At 45.7% G+C, this 16,392-nt stretch carries 12 protein-coding genes; 3 read left to right on the forward strand and 9 right to left on the reverse strand.

Annotation, left to right across the window (positions count from 1 at the left end):
- Nucleotides 1-92: 92 nt before the first annotated feature.
- Complete coding sequence (locus tag HRI96_RS09760) at nt 93-707, forward strand: uracil-DNA glycosylase family protein (RefSeq protein ID WP_210117170.1); 615 nt, start codon at nt 93-95, stop codon at nt 705-707.
- Between the two features lie 18 nt (nt 708-725).
- On the opposite strand, the gene gdhA is transcribed toward HRI96_RS09760, so the two are convergent.
- From gdhA to HRI96_RS09775, 3 genes are all read right to left on the reverse strand, one after another.
- Entirely contained in the window at nt 726-2,069 is a 1,344-nt protein-coding gene (gene gdhA, locus HRI96_RS09765; protein ID WP_210117171.1) for an NADP-specific glutamate dehydrogenase, read from the reverse strand.
- 240 nt (nt 2,070-2,309) lie between these two features.
- Nucleotides 2,310-3,296: a ketopantoate reductase family protein gene (locus HRI96_RS09770; RefSeq protein WP_210117172.1), complete on the reverse strand. Its 987-nt coding sequence runs from the start codon at nt 3,294-3,296 to the stop codon at nt 2,310-2,312.
- Nucleotides 3,297-3,793: 497 nt separating this feature from the next.
- Complete coding sequence (locus tag HRI96_RS09775) at nt 3,794-4,690, reverse strand: DMT family transporter (protein WP_210117173.1); 897 nt, start codon at nt 4,688-4,690, stop codon at nt 3,794-3,796.
- 162 nt (nt 4,691-4,852) lie between these two features.
- Here HRI96_RS09775 and HRI96_RS09780 point away from each other — a divergent pair, with 162 nt between their 5' ends.
- Together HRI96_RS09780 and HRI96_RS09785 are read left to right on the forward strand one after the other, a co-directional pair.
- On the forward strand, nt 4,853-6,844 hold the full coding sequence (locus HRI96_RS09780) for an ABC-F family ATP-binding cassette domain-containing protein (RefSeq protein WP_210117174.1): 1,992 nt from the start codon (nt 4,853-4,855) through the stop codon (nt 6,842-6,844).
- Nucleotides 6,845-7,065: 221 nt separating this feature from the next.
- Nucleotides 7,066-8,763, forward strand: a complete 1,698-nt coding sequence (locus HRI96_RS09785) for an FAD-dependent protein (protein ID WP_210117175.1) — start codon at nt 7,066-7,068, stop codon at nt 8,761-8,763.
- Here the strand turns inward: HRI96_RS09785 and HRI96_RS09790 are convergent.
- The 6 genes from HRI96_RS09790 to HRI96_RS09815 all read right to left on the reverse strand — a co-directional run bounded on the left by HRI96_RS09790 (nt 8,758) and on the right by HRI96_RS09815 (nt 16,374).
- Nucleotides 8,758-9,693 carry a transketolase family protein gene (locus HRI96_RS09790; protein ID WP_210117176.1) on the reverse strand — a complete coding sequence of 312 codons (936 nt, stop codon included), beginning with the start codon at nt 9,691-9,693 and terminating at the stop codon, nt 8,758-8,760. The two genes, HRI96_RS09785 and HRI96_RS09790, sit on opposite strands and share 6 nt — an antisense overlap.
- A gap of 12 nt (nt 9,694-9,705) precedes the next feature.
- Entirely contained in the window at nt 9,706-10,557 is an 852-nt protein-coding gene (locus HRI96_RS09795) for a transketolase (protein ID WP_210117177.1), read from the reverse strand.
- A gap of 19 nt (nt 10,558-10,576) precedes the next feature.
- Complete coding sequence (locus HRI96_RS09800) at nt 10,577-11,332, reverse strand: SDR family NAD(P)-dependent oxidoreductase (RefSeq protein ID WP_210117178.1); 756 nt, start codon at nt 11,330-11,332, stop codon at nt 10,577-10,579.
- Nucleotides 11,333-11,512: 180 nt separating this feature from the next.
- Nucleotides 11,513-12,238, reverse strand: a complete 726-nt coding sequence (locus HRI96_RS09805) for a FadR/GntR family transcriptional regulator (RefSeq protein WP_210117179.1) — start codon at nt 12,236-12,238, stop codon at nt 11,513-11,515.
- Between the two features lie 296 nt (nt 12,239-12,534).
- Complete coding sequence (locus tag HRI96_RS09810) at nt 12,535-13,965, reverse strand: MATE family efflux transporter (RefSeq protein ID WP_256729218.1); 1,431 nt, start codon at nt 13,963-13,965, stop codon at nt 12,535-12,537.
- Nucleotides 13,966-13,968: 3 nt separating this feature from the next.
- Nucleotides 13,969-16,374, reverse strand: a complete 2,406-nt coding sequence (locus HRI96_RS09815; RefSeq protein ID WP_210117180.1) for a glycoside hydrolase family 88/105 protein — start codon at nt 16,372-16,374, stop codon at nt 13,969-13,971.
- Nucleotides 16,375-16,392: the final 18 nt, after the last annotated feature.

Here is a 16,392-nt window from a genome sequence, read left to right on the forward strand (position 1 = left end):
ACAATGCATCGATGCAACTCTCCGGCACAATGCGCCGCGCCGGTTTTAACAGCTTATCGCGCTGACGCCTAAAATGTGTTAAAGTTGTTTATATGAGCGAAAGTGCAAAAATCATCCGTTTAAAATCTCATGCCCAAACGCCCGAAGCTGTAATCCACACGATAGAGCCGGTCTTTAATTCCGAAAGTGCTATCCTGATCCTGGGAACCATGCCTTCGCCGGCTTCGCGCAGGGCAGGATTTTATTACATGCATCCGCAAAACAGATTTTGGCCTATAATGGCGGAAATTTACGGGGAAAAACTGAAATTTTCAAACAAAGAAGCCGTAAGAGGCGCAGAGATTTCCGAAGGCATAAAGGATTCGGAGGCGGTAAACGTATGCGGCGAATGCATAGAAGAGCGCAGGCGGCTGGCTCTTAAACACGGCATAGCGCTCTGGGACGTTCTTAAATATTGCCAGATAGCCGGCGCGGACGACGCTTCCATAAGATCTCCCGAGCCGAACGATATTCCAAGAATAATCGAAAACAGCCGAATCTCCAAGATTTTTTGTACGGGCAAAACGGCTTTTAATTTGTACAAAAAGTTTTACGGCCGGACATTGGAAAAAGACGTGCAGTATTTGCCTTCTACCAGCCCCGCAAACAGGGGCAAATGGCCTACCGAAAAACTACTTGAATTCTACCGAGAAAAATTGCTTGAGTAGACCCGGCCTCGCGCTTAACTATACAAGTCCCTGCGCTATCATCGCTTTTGCAACTTTTATAAAGCCTGCAATATTGGCGCCGGCGACGTAATTTCCCTTCATGCCGAATTTTTCAGCCGTATTATAGGCGTTATCGTGTATATTTATCATTATCCGATGAAGCCTTTCGTCAACTTCTTCTCGTGACCATGAAAGACGGGCGGAATTTTGGCTCATTTCAAGTCCCGAAGTTGCAACTCCGCCTGCGTTCGAAGCTTTTCCCGGAGCAAAAAGAACTCCTGCCTTTTGAAATTTTTCGGTCGCTTCAAGCGTCGACGGCATATTTGCGCCTTCGGCCACAAGTTTTACGCCGTTTTTAATAAGCGCTTCCGCATCTTTCCCGTCCAATTCGTTTTGCGTAGCGCACGGAAATGCGCAGTCAACCTTTACCGACCAAGGACGAGCGTTCGCCGTAAATTTTGCGCCTGAAAATTTCTTTACATATTCGCCTATTTTTTTATGCTCGGCGCGTAAATGTTTTACATAGTCCAATTTTTCCTGATCTATTCCGTCCGGATCATATATAAATCCCGACGAATCGGAAAGCGTCACCGGTTTAGCCCCAAGATGGATCAATTTTTCAGCCGCATATTGAGCAACATTTCCGTCGCCTGAAACGGCACAGATTTTCCCTTTAAAATCGTCTCCGATTTTTTTGAGCATGCACTCTGCAAAATATATAAGCCCGTAGCCGGTAGCCTCCGTGCGGATCAAAGATCCCCCGAACTCAAGTCCCTTACCGGTAAGAACGCCTGTAAACTCATTGCGGAGCCGTTTATATTGGCCAAACATGTATGCAACTTCCCTTCCGCCTACGCCCTTATCTCCGGCGGGAATATCCGTGTCCGCTCCTATGTGACGGCTAAGTTCAATCATAAACGACTGGCAAAAGCGCATAACTTCCGCATTGGATTTTCCGTGCGGATCAAAGTCGGAACCGCCCTTGCCTCCTCCCATGGGAAGAGTTGTAAGGCTGTTTTTTAAAACTTGTTCGAATCCCAAAAATTTAAGAACCGAAAGGTTTACTTCCGGGGAAAAACGGAGACCTCCTTTGTACGGGCCTATGGCGCTGTTAAACTGAACTCTGTAACCTCTGTTAATATGAGCTTTGCCCTTATCGTCCGTCCACGGAACGCGGAAAATCACGATGCGCTCAGGCTCTACCAGCCGCTCTAAAATTGCATTTTCTTCAAGATCGGGCATCTTTTCGATAACGGGATCAAGAGTTGTAAAAACTTCCTGTACCGCCTGTAAGAATTCCGGCTGATCTGCATTTTTCTTTTGGACGTCCGCCCAAATACGTTTTACGTATTCATTAGTCATGATATTAACCCCTATCGGCTCTTCCAGCAAAATACTGCCGATGATGATTATATTATCAAAAAAAAATATATTGGAAAAGTATTAGGGATTTGCCGGCACGGGCAGAACGGGAGTGGAGTTTGCCATATTCGGCAGCAGGGGTTTCTGTTCGGCAGGCGGGCTGCTCCGGCTCAACGGTCGGAGATACAGAGCTTTGATGGGCGGGTTTCCGCCTGTGCGTATACAGTTTTTCGCCCGCGCTTATAAAGCGCCGAAAAAATCCTGCATACGGGCCCTTGCTTCAAGCGAACGGATCTGTTTTCCCAGCACGGAATTTACAGGAGTAGGAATTCCGTATTTTTTCCCCAGCGCAATTACGGTTTCGGCAAACATTTCAACTTCAGTTTTCCGTCCCGCCTTTATGTCCTGACACATCGAAGTGCAGCTTTCGGGCGTAAGGTTGTCAAGAAAATCAAACCACTCTTGCATATCGCTTTCGTTTAAGTTTACTCCGGCAGGTTTTGAAACGGCGATCACTTCCTTCATAGCGTCAGTCATCAGCTCGCGCGCAAAAGGAATATTAAACGGCTTGCCGTTAGCCTGAAACGCACCGTAGGGGAGTTTTAAAACGGCTGAAACTTGGTTTATTCCCACGTTTATCATGAATTTAACCCACTGCTGTCTTATCATATCGTTAGGAACGGAATAAGGTACTTTGGAGCGTTCAAAAAAGTCCGAAATCAAACGTACGGCGTCGGAACATTCGGGCGTAGCTTTCCCGCCCACGCTCGGATTCTTTTCTTCGCCGAAGAATATTATTCCTTTTTGATTGAATACCGTATGGCAGTCTTTGTGCTGAGCGTCGGTGCCAAGAATCAGCGCATACGGAATACGCCGGCGGCCGTACTCTTTTGCAATAATTTCTTCGCTTGAAATTCCGTTAAGAAGAGAAAGTATGTATGTTTCTTTTCCTACGTAGTTTTTAATGTCGTCGATTATCTGCGCCAAATGGTGAAATTTACAGGCGATGATTATAAGATCGGCCTTGCAGTCGGTTTTCTCCGCGTCTGCAAACAAAAAATCGATCTTTTTACCGTTTACAAAAAGCCCGGAATTTTTGTACTTTCGGAGTCGCTCGCCTTTAGCAAGTATGTAAACACTTTTAGGATCCCACTCATAAATAGTTGAAGCGACTGTAAGACCTACAGCCCCCGCTCCGGCAATAAGCACTGTTTTTATCTCTTTCATAATGCAATTTTAAATGCAAATCGAATATACTGCAAGAGCTCGAAAATCCGAGCAGTGGCGCAGGATTTTCGAGCGTGTCCTATAAAAGAAAAATGCCGAGAGGCATTTTTCAACCCTAGACTTAAACACGCAAATCGAAAGATTTGCGTGCGTGTCCCATAAAAGAAAAAACGGCTCGGCCGTTTTTTCGCCGTCAGGCTTAAACGAGAAAATCCGAGCAGTGGCGCAGGATTTTCGAGCGTGTCCTATAAAAGAAAAATGCCGAAAGGCATTTTCAACCCTAGACTTAAACGAGCAATGACCGTCCGCGCTACATCCGTGTACCGCGCACTACCGTATTTTGCTGCGAAAACATACACAGAGGTTTTGCAAAATTCCGACACGGCTACGTGCCGTGTATTGAACAACGTAAAGCGTCTATACACTATACAGGATTTTTAAAGCTGCGGCGGCTGAATTTCCGGCTAAGCGAATCCGAGCTGCGGTAAAGGTTACCGCTATAACATTCTTTTTTGACGTACATAAGAGCGAAGAATAACGCTGGATAAGATTATTATGCCGCCGGCGACGGTCTTTAACGACGGTATTTCGCCTACAAAAATTATAACCCATATCGGATTCATCACCGGTTCGATCATGGATATCAGCATAGCGGAAAGAGCGCTTTTCTTTTTTATTCCGGTAGAAAATAAGATCGAAGGAATTCCGATTTGAACTACACCCAAAACAAAAAGGCACGGCAGACTGACGGAAATATTTTTAATCGGTCCGGTAAAAAAAAGCGGTAAAGAAATCAAAAAGGTTAAAATATGTGAAAGAATAAAAGAATCCTCAGGCGCGACGTTTTTTTGGCGCCGCATGAACACGGACATAAACGCCATAGCCGCTCCGGACGCAACGGCAAGTATGTTTCCGATAAAATTCCCGCCGTTCAATCCGTCATAAAAAAATAAAACCATTCCGGCAAGGACGCCCAAAACAGATAAATAATCCGAAAGGCTGTTTTTTTCACCAAGTAAAACGGGACTGAGTATTACAACCCATATAAGACTCGTATACTGCAGCAATACCGCATTTGCGGCCGTCGTCATCTTGGTTGCGGTTACAAATAAAAGCATGGTAGCGGAATAGCAGACCGCTGCAGTCCACAAGTTTAAAGTTAGCTTTCCGTCCGGTCTTTTTAAACTCTCCGCACCGTAAATCCCACTTTTATAAACGGCAAATGCAGGTTTTCTGTGAAGAAAAGCGCACATAAATATAAAAGCAATGAGACTTCTTGCGCCGGTAATTGCGACAGAATTCCATTCCACGGATTTTATTAAAAATCCGCCTGTACTCCACATAAGAGCACATATTACAAGCGCTGCAGAAGGATGCCGACCGATCTTTAACATAGCCTAAAATGATAACGATTTGTCATATGCCGTGCAATCGCGCTCACAACATCTTTGCCGCACTGTAAGTACGCTGTCGCACGTGCACGTCATTTTGGACGCTGCAGGTCTGCAAAACGCGCCAGATTCCACATGCAATGTTTTTTCACTATAATCGCTCCTATGAATATTCTTTCAATAAATGCTCTGGCCATGCAGGGGCGTGAAAGTCCTCTTTTTACGGACGTAAGCTTCGGTCTTAATTACGGTGAAAAGGCCGCCGTTATAGGCAAAAACGGAAGCGGAAAGTCTACGCTGCTTAAAATTATTGCTGGAATATTGCAGCCGAGCGGAGGTTCCGTCGTCATAAACAAAGAAGCTGGCGTATCTTTTTTGCCGCAGGATCCCTCCTATAATAAAAACGACACAATACTTGACCATATATTTAAAAGTCCTTCCCCGAAACTTAATATAATCCGTAAGTACGAAGAAATCTGTGAAAAGATTGCTTTTGAAGGTACAAAAGAAGGCGCGCTCGATCGGCAGTTTGAAGACCTCAACAGGCAAATGGAAGAAAAAGATCTGTGGAATTACGAATCGCAAATTTCATCTATACTGACGGCGCTCGGAATCAAAAACATGCAAAGAAAAATGTCGGAGCTTTCAGGCGGAATAATAAAAAAAGTCGCTTTAGCCCAAGTTCTGGCGGAAGACACAAAACTTCTTTTGCTCGACGAGCCTACAAACCACCTTGATATAAGAACGATAAGCTACCTGCAAGACTATCTTGCTTCATCAAACCGCACGGTGCTTATGGTAACGCACGACAGATATTTTTTAGACAACGTGTGCGATACGATCTACGAACTTGAACGCGGGACGCTAAAATACTACAAAGGGAACTATTCATCCTATCTTGAAAAAAAACAAATCGAAGCTGAAATTGAAGCGAATGCCGACCGCCGCATTGAATCCGTCCTGCGGACGGAACGCGAATGGCTTTTGCGAGGCCCCTGCGCGCGCGGCACAAAAGCAAAGGCAAGAATTCAGCGCGACATGCAGCTTATAAACCGGGAAAAATTTAAAGCCGACAAAGAATTTTCTTTTGAAGTTTCAGGAAGAAGATCAGGCAAAAAAATTCTTGAATTGCACGGCATAAGTAAAAATTTTCCCAAGGGCTATGCTGAAAAAGAAATTTCCAAATCATTTGACGCCGATGCGTACGGCAAAGAGCCGGTCAAGGTGACGGCTGACGCAGCTCCCTCTCCCGTATTAAAAAATTTTTCTTATACATTCAGTAAAGGACAAAAAATCGGCATATTCGGCGATAACGGCACGGGAAAATCCACCTTGGTAAACATAATAACCGGAAAAATTTCCCCGGATTCCGGGAGCATCGTAAAAGGTGAAAATACGGTATTCGCGCATTACGAGCAAAATCCCGTCTTTCCCGACAAAGAAATGACCGTTCTTGAATACGTAAAAGAAGCGGCGGAAATCATCAAAATCAATGACAAAAACTCTGTAAGCGCTGCCCGTTTTTTGGAAGAATTCGGTTTTGAAGGCAAGATTCAATATTCGCCCGTTTCCGCTTTGAGCGGCGGTGAAAAAAAACGTCTTTTGCTCGTGCGGCTGCTCATAGGCAATCCTAATTTTTTGATCCTCGACGAGCCGACCAACGACTTTGACATATTCACTATGAACATTCTTGAACGGTTTCTTACGGAATACGAGGGCTGCCTTCTTGTGATAAGCCACGACCGTTACTTTATGGACAAGGTAGCCGACACTCTTTTCATTCTTGAAGACGACGGAAGCGTTTCAAGCTTTGCAGGAAAATGTTCACAATATATTATGCAGGGAAAAAGCCGTCAGAAGCATAAGGCTAATAATGAAGATAAGAGCGAAAAGGACAAAAGCAGCCGGAATAAAACATCGGCGCAAAGTTCCGCTTCTTCCGGTGCGGGAATAAAAAAGCTTTCATTCAAAGAGCAAAAGGAATTCGAACAGATTGAAAAAGACATCGAAACGCTTGAAAAGCGTAAAAAAGAACTTGAAAATATCATGTCTGACGGAAAAACGGATTTTTCAAATATGGGAAAAATAAACGCCGAATATCAAACGCTGTCTTTGTCGCTGGAAAAAAAATATAAAAGATGGGAAGAGCTGGCGTAACGATCCGCCTGTAAAACACGCTTATACCGTCCCTCGGAAAAACCGAATCCGCTAAAGGCCGGCATCGCTCAGGCTGTGTGTTGCATTTTGCCGGCAAACAAACGCATGCGCCTCGGCAGATTTTTCTTTCCGCTCGACAAAAGACCGCGGTGCTGTGTTCCGCGCCATGTGTCAACAGCCATGTGCCACGCGCTCTGTAATGTGCTATAATCCTTAAAGCTATGAACACTGAAATTTCGATAACTTTAAATCCCGAAGATGAAAATAAAAATCTTGTCATACTCCAAAAGATAATTAAGGAATTAAAAAAACAAAAAATATCCGTCCCCCAAGCCGGTTCCAAAGATAAAATAAGATTTGTAAACATAAAAAGATCCGTAGATGCGCGGCATGCAAAAGTAAAACTTTATATGCGCTACAAGGTATATATAGGCGAACGGATCGAAGATCAGGACATAGGACAAAAAACAGTCGGCGGGGCAAGCTGCAAAACGGAAACAGGAAGGCAAGATTTTTTGCCGATCCCTAAAATAGAACACGGCAATGGCGCTAAAAAAGTCGTTATAATAGGATCGGGACCTGCCGGATTGTTCGGCGCGCTGCGGCTGCTCGAAAACGGAATAAGACCCGTGATCATTGAGCGCGGAAGCAATGTTTCTCAAAGAAAGCGCGACATTGCGCAGATAAGCCTTAACGGCGTTGTGGATCCTAACAGTAATTACTGTTTCGGCGAAGGCGGCGCCGGCACTTTCAGCGACGGAAAATTATACACTAGGAGTAATAAACGCGGCGACGTTTCGCGCATATTAAAAATACTTGTGTATTTCGGCGCGGATCCTGCGATCTTAACCGATTCTCATCCTCACATAGGAACGGATAAATTGCCGAAAATCATCGACGCCGTGCACTCAACAATAATAGATGCAGGCGGAGAATTTTACTTTAACACTCTGTTTACGGATTTTTTGTTTGACGAGCGGTCAAATGCGAAAACCGTCTGCGGCGTGCGCGTGCAAAACACAAAGACGGGCGAAAGCTCACAATTGGATGCTGACGCCGTTCTTTTGGCTTCGGGGCATTCCGCTTCGGACATATACTTTACGCTGGCAAAGACCGATCCTTCGTCGATTGAAGCGAAAACCTTTGCCGCCGGAGTCCGCGTAGAGCATCCCAGAAAAATCATAGATAAAATTCAATATCACGGCAATGCGTCAAATCTTCTTTCCGCAGCCGAATACAGCCTGACTACTCAGGCAGACGGACGGGGAGTCTATTCGTTTTGCATGTGCCCCGGCGGATTCGTAGTTCCATCTTCAACAAGTTCCGCCGAAATCGTCATAAACGGAATGTCGCAGTCTTCAAGGAATTCTCCGTGGTCTAATTCGGCCGTAGTCGTAGAAATCCGGCCGGAAGATATTCCCGAAAGGTTTAAGGAACAAGCAAAGCAAAAAGGATGCGTTGCTCTGGCAGGACTTTTTTACAGAACCTATCTTGAAATTCAAACGAAAAAACACGGCGAAGGCCAAAAGGCGCCCGCCCAAAGGCTCTGCGACTTTCTTGACAAAAGGCCTTCACAGGAACTTCCCAAATCAAGTTATTTTCCGGGACTCGTTCCAAGTCGTTTGGATCTATGGCTCGACCCTCACATCAAAACCCGCATTGAGCAGGGATTTAAAAATTTCAACAAAATGATGAAGGGCTTTATCTGCCCTGAAGCTATAATAATCGCAAGCGAAACCCGCACGTCCACTCCGGTGCGCATATTGCGGAGCAAAGAAACATTCGAAAGTCCCGCCCTTAAAAACCTGTTTCCTGCAGGAGAAGGCTCAGGATATTCGGGCGGGATAGTGTCGTCGGCGATGGACGGGGAAAACGCCTGCGCCGCTATTGCAAAAAAACTTAAATCGTCTTCCTCATAGCTTTTCTAAGATTTCTTTCGCTTTTTTTTCTATTGCAGAAGACGTGAGCCCGTAATGTTCAAGAAGCTCGTCATAGTTTTTTGCACTTGTGCCGTAACTGTCTTTTATTCCCACCATTCCTATGGGAAGCCTTGAAGCGCAAAGCGCTTCCGCCACGGCGGAACCTATTCCGCAAAAAACGTTGTGTTCTTCTGCGGTTACGACGGCTTTAACGCCCGCACACTGCGCCGCCAATTCTTTTAAATCAAGCGGCTTAACGGTTGAAAGGTTTACCACGCGGGCGCTTATTCCGCCTTTTTCAAGATTTTCAGCGGCTTCAAGGCTTTTTAACACCATAACGCCCGACGCAAATATTACGATGTCTTTGCCTTCACGCAGTCTTGTCATCTGCCCTATCCTGTAGGGCTTTGCCGGATCCGTGAGAACCGGAAGATCGGAGCGGTTTATGCGCAAATAAACCGGGCCTTTGTGCGCCAGTACGGCTTCCATCATGTTCTTTGTTTCTACGGAATCCGCGGGACTTAAAACCGTCATATTGGGAAGAACTCTCATTATCCCTATGTCGTCGATGCTTTGATGCGTTTTTCCGTCGCCGAAATCCGAGAGTCCGGCCGAAGATCCGCAGATTAAAACCGTTAAATTGGGAATTGCGATCGAAGAACGTATCTGATCGTAGGCGCGCCCTGAAGCAAAAACCGCAAACGTGCTTATAAAAGGAATTTTCCCCGTAAGAGCAAGCCCTGCAGCAGTAGACGCCATATTCTGTTCCGCGATACCCATTTGAAAATATCTTTCGGGAATCTCATTTGCAAACATTATGCTTTGGGTAGATTTTCCCAAGTCGGCTTCGAGCGCCACCACGCGTTTATCTTTTTTTCCAAGCTCTACAAGTTTTTCACCGTATGCGCTGCGTAAACTTTCATATTTCATTGCATTCCCCCTTTAGACTTCCAGCTCTTTTTTCATGGCTTCAATATCTTTTTTGCACTGTGCAAACTGCTCTTCGTTAAGAGCTGCGTTATGGAACTGCGCCTTTCCTTCGGCAAACGGGAACCCTTTACCTTTTACGGTATTCGCTATGATCATGGTGGGAACTCCGAAAGTTTTATCCGCTTCAAAAACCGCATCGAGAATCTGTGATATGTCATGACCGTCTATTTCAATGACGTGCCAGCCGAACGCAGTCCATTTTTCTTTAAGATTATCCACAGGAAGAATTTCATCTATGGGACCGGTAGCCTGTACTTTGTTCCTGTCTATAAACACGCAAAGATTGTCCAGCTTGTAGGCGGCCGCGCTCATTGCGGCTTCCCAAATCTGTCCTTCTGCAAGTTCGCCGTCGCCGCATATACAGAACACCTTCGCCGGATTTTTATCAAGTTTAAGCGCCATTGCGATTCCTTGAGAGACGCTTAAGCCCTGCCCTAAAGAACCGGTTACGGCTTCAAGCCCCGGAGTTTTGTCTATGTCAGGATGTCCTTGAAGCATTCCGCCTAGCGTCTTTACTTTTAAAAGCTCTTCCCTGCCGAAATAGCCCAGTTCCGAAAGCCCCGCATACTGAACCAGCACCGCATGTCCCTTACTTAAAATAAGACGGTCCCGCTGGGGTGCCTTAGGATTTTTGGGATCAAGACCCTTCATCCTGTCAAAATATAAAACAGTAACTATATCCGCCGCTGAGCAGCTTCCTCCAAGGTGCCCGATCTTTCCGGGTGGAATCATTTCAACAATGTCTTCCCTGAGCCGCACCGCCATTCGTTTTAAGTCTTTTATTCTCTTTGCGTCGTATTTCATGTGTTTTCTCCCATTAAAATCAATAACAAGTTACTCCGCCGTCAACGGTAAGAGCGGCGCCGTTTATAAAAGAAGCCTCTTCGCTTGCAAGAAACAAAACAGCTTGTGCAACGTCCTGAGCGGTGCAAAGCCTTCCGAGAGGAACTTCGCCGAGCCGTTCCGCACACCACTGAGGATCGGAAAGCATTTTTTCAACCAGAGCCGTCTTTACAGTGCTGGGATGTATGGAATTGCTCCGTATACCGTCTTTTGCATAGCGCGAGGCTACCGCCTTTGTGAGCATGGTAACGGCGCCTTTTGAAGCGGTATAAGCTTCAGGCGTGTATTTATGACCTACGAGACCGCACACTGAAGAAGTGTTTATTATCGCGCCCGAATGCCGTTTTCTCATTACGGGAATCACATACTTACACCCTAAAAAGACGGATCCTGTATTAACCGTCATCATGGTATTCCATTCAGAAATATTCATTTCTTCTATAGGTTTGCGGATATTTATACCCGCGTTGTTTACAAGTACGTCAATTTTACCGGTTTGTGCGACTACGCTTTGAACGACGCGTTTCCAGTCTTCTTCGCTTGTGAGATCGATTTTTTCAAACCGCGCGTTGCCGCCTTCGGCATTGAGTTTTTCGGCGAGAGCCGATCCCTTTGTTTCTTCCATATCGAGAATAAAAACCGCAGCCCCGTTTCGGCTTAGAAATTCCGATATTTCAGCTCCAAGACCTCCCGCTCCGCCCGTTATAAGGCAGACCTTATTTTTTACGTTGCTCATGCTGCAACCTCCGTATGAGTTTTCAGCTTGTATGTTATATTACAAGTTGAGATCGTTCATTAATAAGCGATGTTTGCCTAAGGGCAAACTCGAAGTTAAAAGACGCCGCGCCTATTTTAGCGGCGGCTTTTAAACGTTCCTTAAAAAACGTTAAAAGCACATAATCTGTAAATCGACATCTTACCTGCCGTGAAGATCCAAAAGCATCTCCTTTAATCTTTCTGCGGTAACCCCGATGTGTTCCCTCATCAATTCAACAGCTTTATTTTTATTCCTCTTCTTTAGGGCTGAAAGAATTTCCGTGTGATAGTGAATGCCGTCTTTACGCCCCAGCCTGGAAACCGTAGTTTCCATTCCCTTCCTTAGCATTTCAAACATAAGATCGTTCATTTGGATTATAAAGCTGTTATGCGAAGCCTTTGAAATGGTCAGGTGGAATTTAAGGTCGTCGTCAATGAATTTCCGTATGTCAACGTCGCTCCTCTTCATATCGGAGACCAAGCGCTCCAATTCGGCAAGTTCTTCATCCGTTATGCGCTCTGCGGCTAAAGCTATAGCGCCCGGTTCGTTTATGGAGCGGAATTCGATTATTTCAAGCAAGGAAGGCGGATCCATCGTAAAAAGCGGGAGCAGAATATTTTTTGTGCAATTTTCAAGCGAAATCTGTTTTAAGAAAGAACCTTCCCCCTGCCGCGTTTCAACTATGCCCATGGCGGCAAACCGCTTTACGGCTTCTCTGACTGAAATTCTGCTTACGTTAAAAGCCGAAGCCATTTCATTTTCGGAAGGAAGTTTGTCGCCTGCTTCCCATACGCCGGCTTTTATCTGATCGAGCAGCTGATCGAATACCTGATCGGCGATTTTTTTGGAAGCGATTTTTTTGAGCGTCGAAGTTTTTCTTGCCATACTTGTATGATAACTTATAACGGACATTTGTCAAGTACTAAGTGTATGTAAGGGCGGATCGAACAGGCGCATCAAGCGCAGGCAAATTGAGCGGCCGTACAGGAAAATATAAAAAAGGCCGTACTCCCTGCAGCGCCCTGCCGCGTGCCGCAGCTGACCGTAATAGGTATCGGACTGCGCTCGCTTTCTTCAGGAAAGTTCGCTTGCAAACGGTCAGGGCGGCTCAGCGTAAGTTACAGCCCGCCGCAGGAAACTTCGCGCTCATTGCAAGACGCCGCGTGATACGGCGCGAAATCTCATATCAGTTTTCTTTCTTTCCACTTTCCTTTTGAAAAACGCCGCACGAATAAAAAAGAGCGCATAAGCCAGTCAAGAATCATCGCGTACCATACGCAAAGAGCGCCGAACGAGGCCGGCCAATTCATGAATTCGACAAGGCCGAATATTCCGGTCCATTTAAAAACATAGCTGAAACCTATGCGCAAAATCCACATTGAAAGTATTGAAACGGTCATAGTGTAGGCGGTGTCGCCGGCGGCGCGCAATGCGTTCGGGAATGCAAAGGCAAGCGGCCAAATGAATATTGAAAAACAACTGTGACTCACGCTCATGAGCCATGCAAGGCGCGTCGTTTCCTGCGACATGCCGTAAAAACTTAAAATTTTTGAACAAAACAAAAGGATCGGAATATTTATAATGAACACCGAAACATAGGCTGTCGCCGTTATTTTTTTTGTAAAGTACACCGCTTCCTTTTGTCTTCCGGCGCCAATACATTGACCCACAACCGTAAGAATGGCAAGTCCGCATGCGCTGCCCGGAAGTGTTTCAAGCATAGCCATAGTATTTCCTCCTGCGTTCGCGGCGATTGCGGAAGTTCCGTAACTTGAGACAATGGAAAGCACGAGTATTTTTCCAATTTGAAATACTCCGTTTTCAAGTCCGCTCGGGATACCTACATAAAGTATTTTTCTTATGATTCTAAAATTCAGCCTTACATGTCCCACACCCTTGATGGAAACGGCCGTACGACCGTGATATTCTTTTGCACCGTATAATAAAACTATCAATACGGACGCTGCTATAAGGCGAGAAATCAGCGTAGGAAGCGCGACTCCTTCCACGCCCCAGTGCAGCCGGAACAGGAAAAACGCATTGCCGCTTATGTTAAGAATGTTGATGAGAACCGAAATAAGCATGGACACATAGGAATTTCCTTGCGCTCTGAATAAGGCGGCGCATCCGCTGTAAAGCGCTATGCCCGGCAAAGAAAAAAGTGTCCAAACAAAATATTTTTGACTTGCAGCGTAAACGTCGGCTTCTATGCTTCCGAATATCACGGACAAAATCCACGAACGCGAAAGAAAACCCAAAACTACAAGGAATACTGAAATGATTATAAGCGAATACAAAAGCTGTTTTGCCGTTTCGCCGGCGAGTTTTTCATCTTTTTTTCCCACATACTGTGAAGCGACTACTGCGCCGCCGGTGCCTAGGGCTGCAAATACCTGAATTACAAGTACCATGACGGCATCGACGAGAGAAACGCCCGAAACCGCAGCCTCTCCCAAAGAAGCGACCATCATAATATCGGCAATGCCGAGCGTTATATTTAAAAGCTGTTCGATTATGAGCGGCCAAATGAGATTAAGCAGATCCGTGTTTGAAAACAGCAATGAGGACGTATCTATGTTTGATGAAAAGCGTTTAAGAAATTGGAATGACATCAATCACCTGCCGCAGTATTTAAAAAGTCTTTCCATCTCTACGCCTGCTAAAAGCGCTATCCCGATACCGTGAGTATCGTTCAATCTGGGCAGAAGATGTTCCGCATAATATCTGGGCGTAAATGCAAATTCCGAGCCGCGGCATACGCCGTAGACATTTCCTTCCGCATCGATGGAAAAACGCTCTATCGCTCTCCACGCTTTGATGCACGATTTTTTGTACTCTTCAACGTTTTCAGTAAGCCATCCGTTTCTTATTCCGCGCGAATAAGCGCAAATGAACATCGCCGTACATGAAGTTTCACGGTAACTTTCAGGCATGTCGAGAACCTGTCTCCACATTCCGTCTTCGTTTTGCTGTTTTAATATTCCCGCCGCAAGTTCCCTAAAAAATGCGGTCAGCTCTTTTTTTAAAGGATGCGGATCCGGCAGGAAGCGTAAAATTTCCGACAAAGAAAAGATCGTCCAGCCGTTGCCTCTGCCCCAAGGTATGCCGGTGTTCATCTTCCGGCCGAAATCGTATACGTGCGCCATTAAAGAATTTTCAGGCATAAAAAGGAATTTTTTAAAACCCAAAAACTGCATGGCGGCGTCCGTTAAAATCTTTTCGTCATTTTTTAAAACCGAATAACGGCACAAAAACGGAACGCTCATGTAAAGGTCGTCGGCCCACATAGTGCCGTTGTGAAAAGCGTGCATCATGCGCTTTCTGAAAAAAGTTCCGTCCGGCAGGTGGGATTGTTTTTTAATTATGTAGTCGCCTGCGTATTCGGCAACCCGCTTGTAAAGGTTTTCAACGCTCCGGAAATTTTCAGAAGATTCTGAACTTTCCAAACTTTCCGAGGCGGAGCCGCCGTGAGGCTTAGAAGCCCCCTCTCCGTCCCAAAGCTTTGCATCCGTGCAGATTTCAAGCATCGTCGAAGCGAACGAACCGCAGTCGTCAAGGCTGTCGATCGAAGTAAGAAGGTGGTGAACGGCCGTCGCGCCCGTAAACTGCTTTTTATCGAAAAGCGCATAATCGAACGTCTTAAGCGAGCGCAAAATGTGAGCTTTAACGTAGCCGGAAATCTTTTGCGGTAGGCCTGCGCTTTTAAAATACCGAGCCGTCTCGGTAAGCCCGTACAATGTAACTCCGAGCGGATAGTTCCAATGGGCAAAAAGAGGCGCGTCATTGTACAGTCTCAGCCATCCGCCGGGCATATCGATCCGCCAATAGGTTTTTTCGCCGTCCGCGCCCACAAGTGCATACCTGTTAAATCCGCCGTCAAGAAGCTGAGCCGGCGAAGTCTTTTTAAAAGGACCTGCGAACATCCACGGGAAGCGTTCGGGGTTTTGTGTAATTAAAGGGTTGAGAAGATGCACCCCGCGGCCGTTTGAATTTTTTACCGTAACGGAAAAATCCGCCTCGTGTTTTAGTGAAAGAACTTTTAATATCAAAAGGATATTGTGAATCCCTTCGCCGCACGAAATTTCTTTTTTGACACGCCGAGCAGCGCGAAATTCAACGCCCGTTTTTTTCTCGCACTCAGTCTTTCTTTCAGATTTTGCTTTGTATGATTCATCCTCACAGGCTTTGACGCCGCCAAGTTCCGCTTTGTCAGGCCCGACATCGCAGAGCTTTACGCCGTCTACATAAACTTCGGCTTGCAAAGAAGGCGAAACATCGATTAAAAAAGCATACTTTTGAGAACAGGAGTCCGTCTTTGGGGATACGAATACAGTGCGCGCGACAAAGGTTTTATTTACAGGATCATGCAAAAGTCTGCCGAAAATGCGGTTTAAAACGCCGGACCTTTGCTGTTTTTCATCCCAGCTTGCGAACGGGACGAATAGTGAAGTTTTAACAGGAAGCTTTTTTAAAGCGTTTTTTTGCGGATACGTATAGTCAAAGCCTTCAATATCCCGAAGCCCCTCGCGTTCATGCAAAAAATAATAATCGAGTTTCCCTAGCCATGTTCCGAATTCCGCGCCGAAACCGGCCATTGTTTTTGTGCAGCGGACGCAAAGGCTGTTGAATCCCGTCTTTACGGGAATATCGATAGTGATCGACTTATTTTCGTATCGTTCGTCCTCAAAGGTCGTTCCGTAGACAGCTTTATTGTTCATATAGATTTTTACCGGCCCGAACGGAATAAACAAAAACTTTACGGCGCCTGAAGTCCGTGCAAAATAACGCCCGCAAAAATAAACATAACTGCCTTCTTCCGCATCCGGGAACAATTTTGAGCAGTCGGCCGTATAGCGATAATCGGGATTTCTGCTTATGTCGTAAAGCGAAAAAGGCCGAACGGTAAAAGGCTCTTCGGGATTCATATTCATATACCGTGACGAAACTGCGGACAGTGTTTTTAAAATATTGCCGTTCGAATTTTTTTCTATGCTTTTTTCCGGTTTAAAATAATCAGCCATATTCTTATTATAGCACAA

The organism is Treponema parvum (assembly GCF_017893945.1).
GTDB classification, from domain to species: domain Bacteria; phylum Spirochaetota; class Spirochaetia; order Treponematales; family Treponemataceae; genus Treponema_D; species Treponema_D parvum_A.

Bases quoted from the DNA above. Each gene is read 5' to 3' on its own strand.
- HRI96_RS09785 (WP_210117175.1), top strand. From the start codon at position 7,066: ATGAACACTGAAATTTCGATAACTTTAAATCCCGAAGATGAAAATAAA.
- HRI96_RS09790 (WP_210117176.1), bottom strand. From the start codon at position 9,693: ATGAAATATGAAAGTTTACGCAGCGCATACGGTGAAAAACTTGTAGAG.
- HRI96_RS09795 (WP_210117177.1), bottom strand. From the start codon at position 10,557: ATGAAATACGACGCAAAGAGAATAAAAGACTTAAAACGAATGGCGGTG.
- HRI96_RS09815 (WP_210117180.1), bottom strand. From the start codon at position 16,374: ATGGCTGATTATTTTAAACCGGAAAAAAGCATAGAAAAAAATTCGAAC.
- HRI96_RS09770 (WP_210117172.1), bottom strand. From the start codon at position 3,296: ATGAAAGAGATAAAAACAGTGCTTATTGCCGGAGCGGGGGCTGTAGGT.
- HRI96_RS09810 (WP_256729218.1), bottom strand. From the start codon at position 13,965: ATGTCATTCCAATTTCTTAAACGCTTTTCATCAAACATAGATACGTCC.
- HRI96_RS09780 (WP_210117174.1), top strand. From the start codon at position 4,853: ATGAATATTCTTTCAATAAATGCTCTGGCCATGCAGGGGCGTGAAAGT.
- HRI96_RS09800 (WP_210117178.1), bottom strand. From the start codon at position 11,332: ATGAGCAACGTAAAAAATAAGGTCTGCCTTATAACGGGCGGAGCGGGA.
- HRI96_RS09775 (WP_210117173.1), bottom strand. From the start codon at position 4,690: ATGTTAAAGATCGGTCGGCATCCTTCTGCAGCGCTTGTAATATGTGCT.
- HRI96_RS09760 (WP_210117170.1), top strand. From the start codon at position 93: ATGAGCGAAAGTGCAAAAATCATCCGTTTAAAATCTCATGCCCAAACG.
- HRI96_RS09805 (WP_210117179.1), bottom strand. From the start codon at position 12,238: ATGGCAAGAAAAACTTCGACGCTCAAAAAAATCGCTTCCAAAAAAATC.
- gdhA (WP_210117171.1), bottom strand. From the start codon at position 2,069: ATGACTAATGAATACGTAAAACGTATTTGGGCGGACGTCCAAAAGAAA.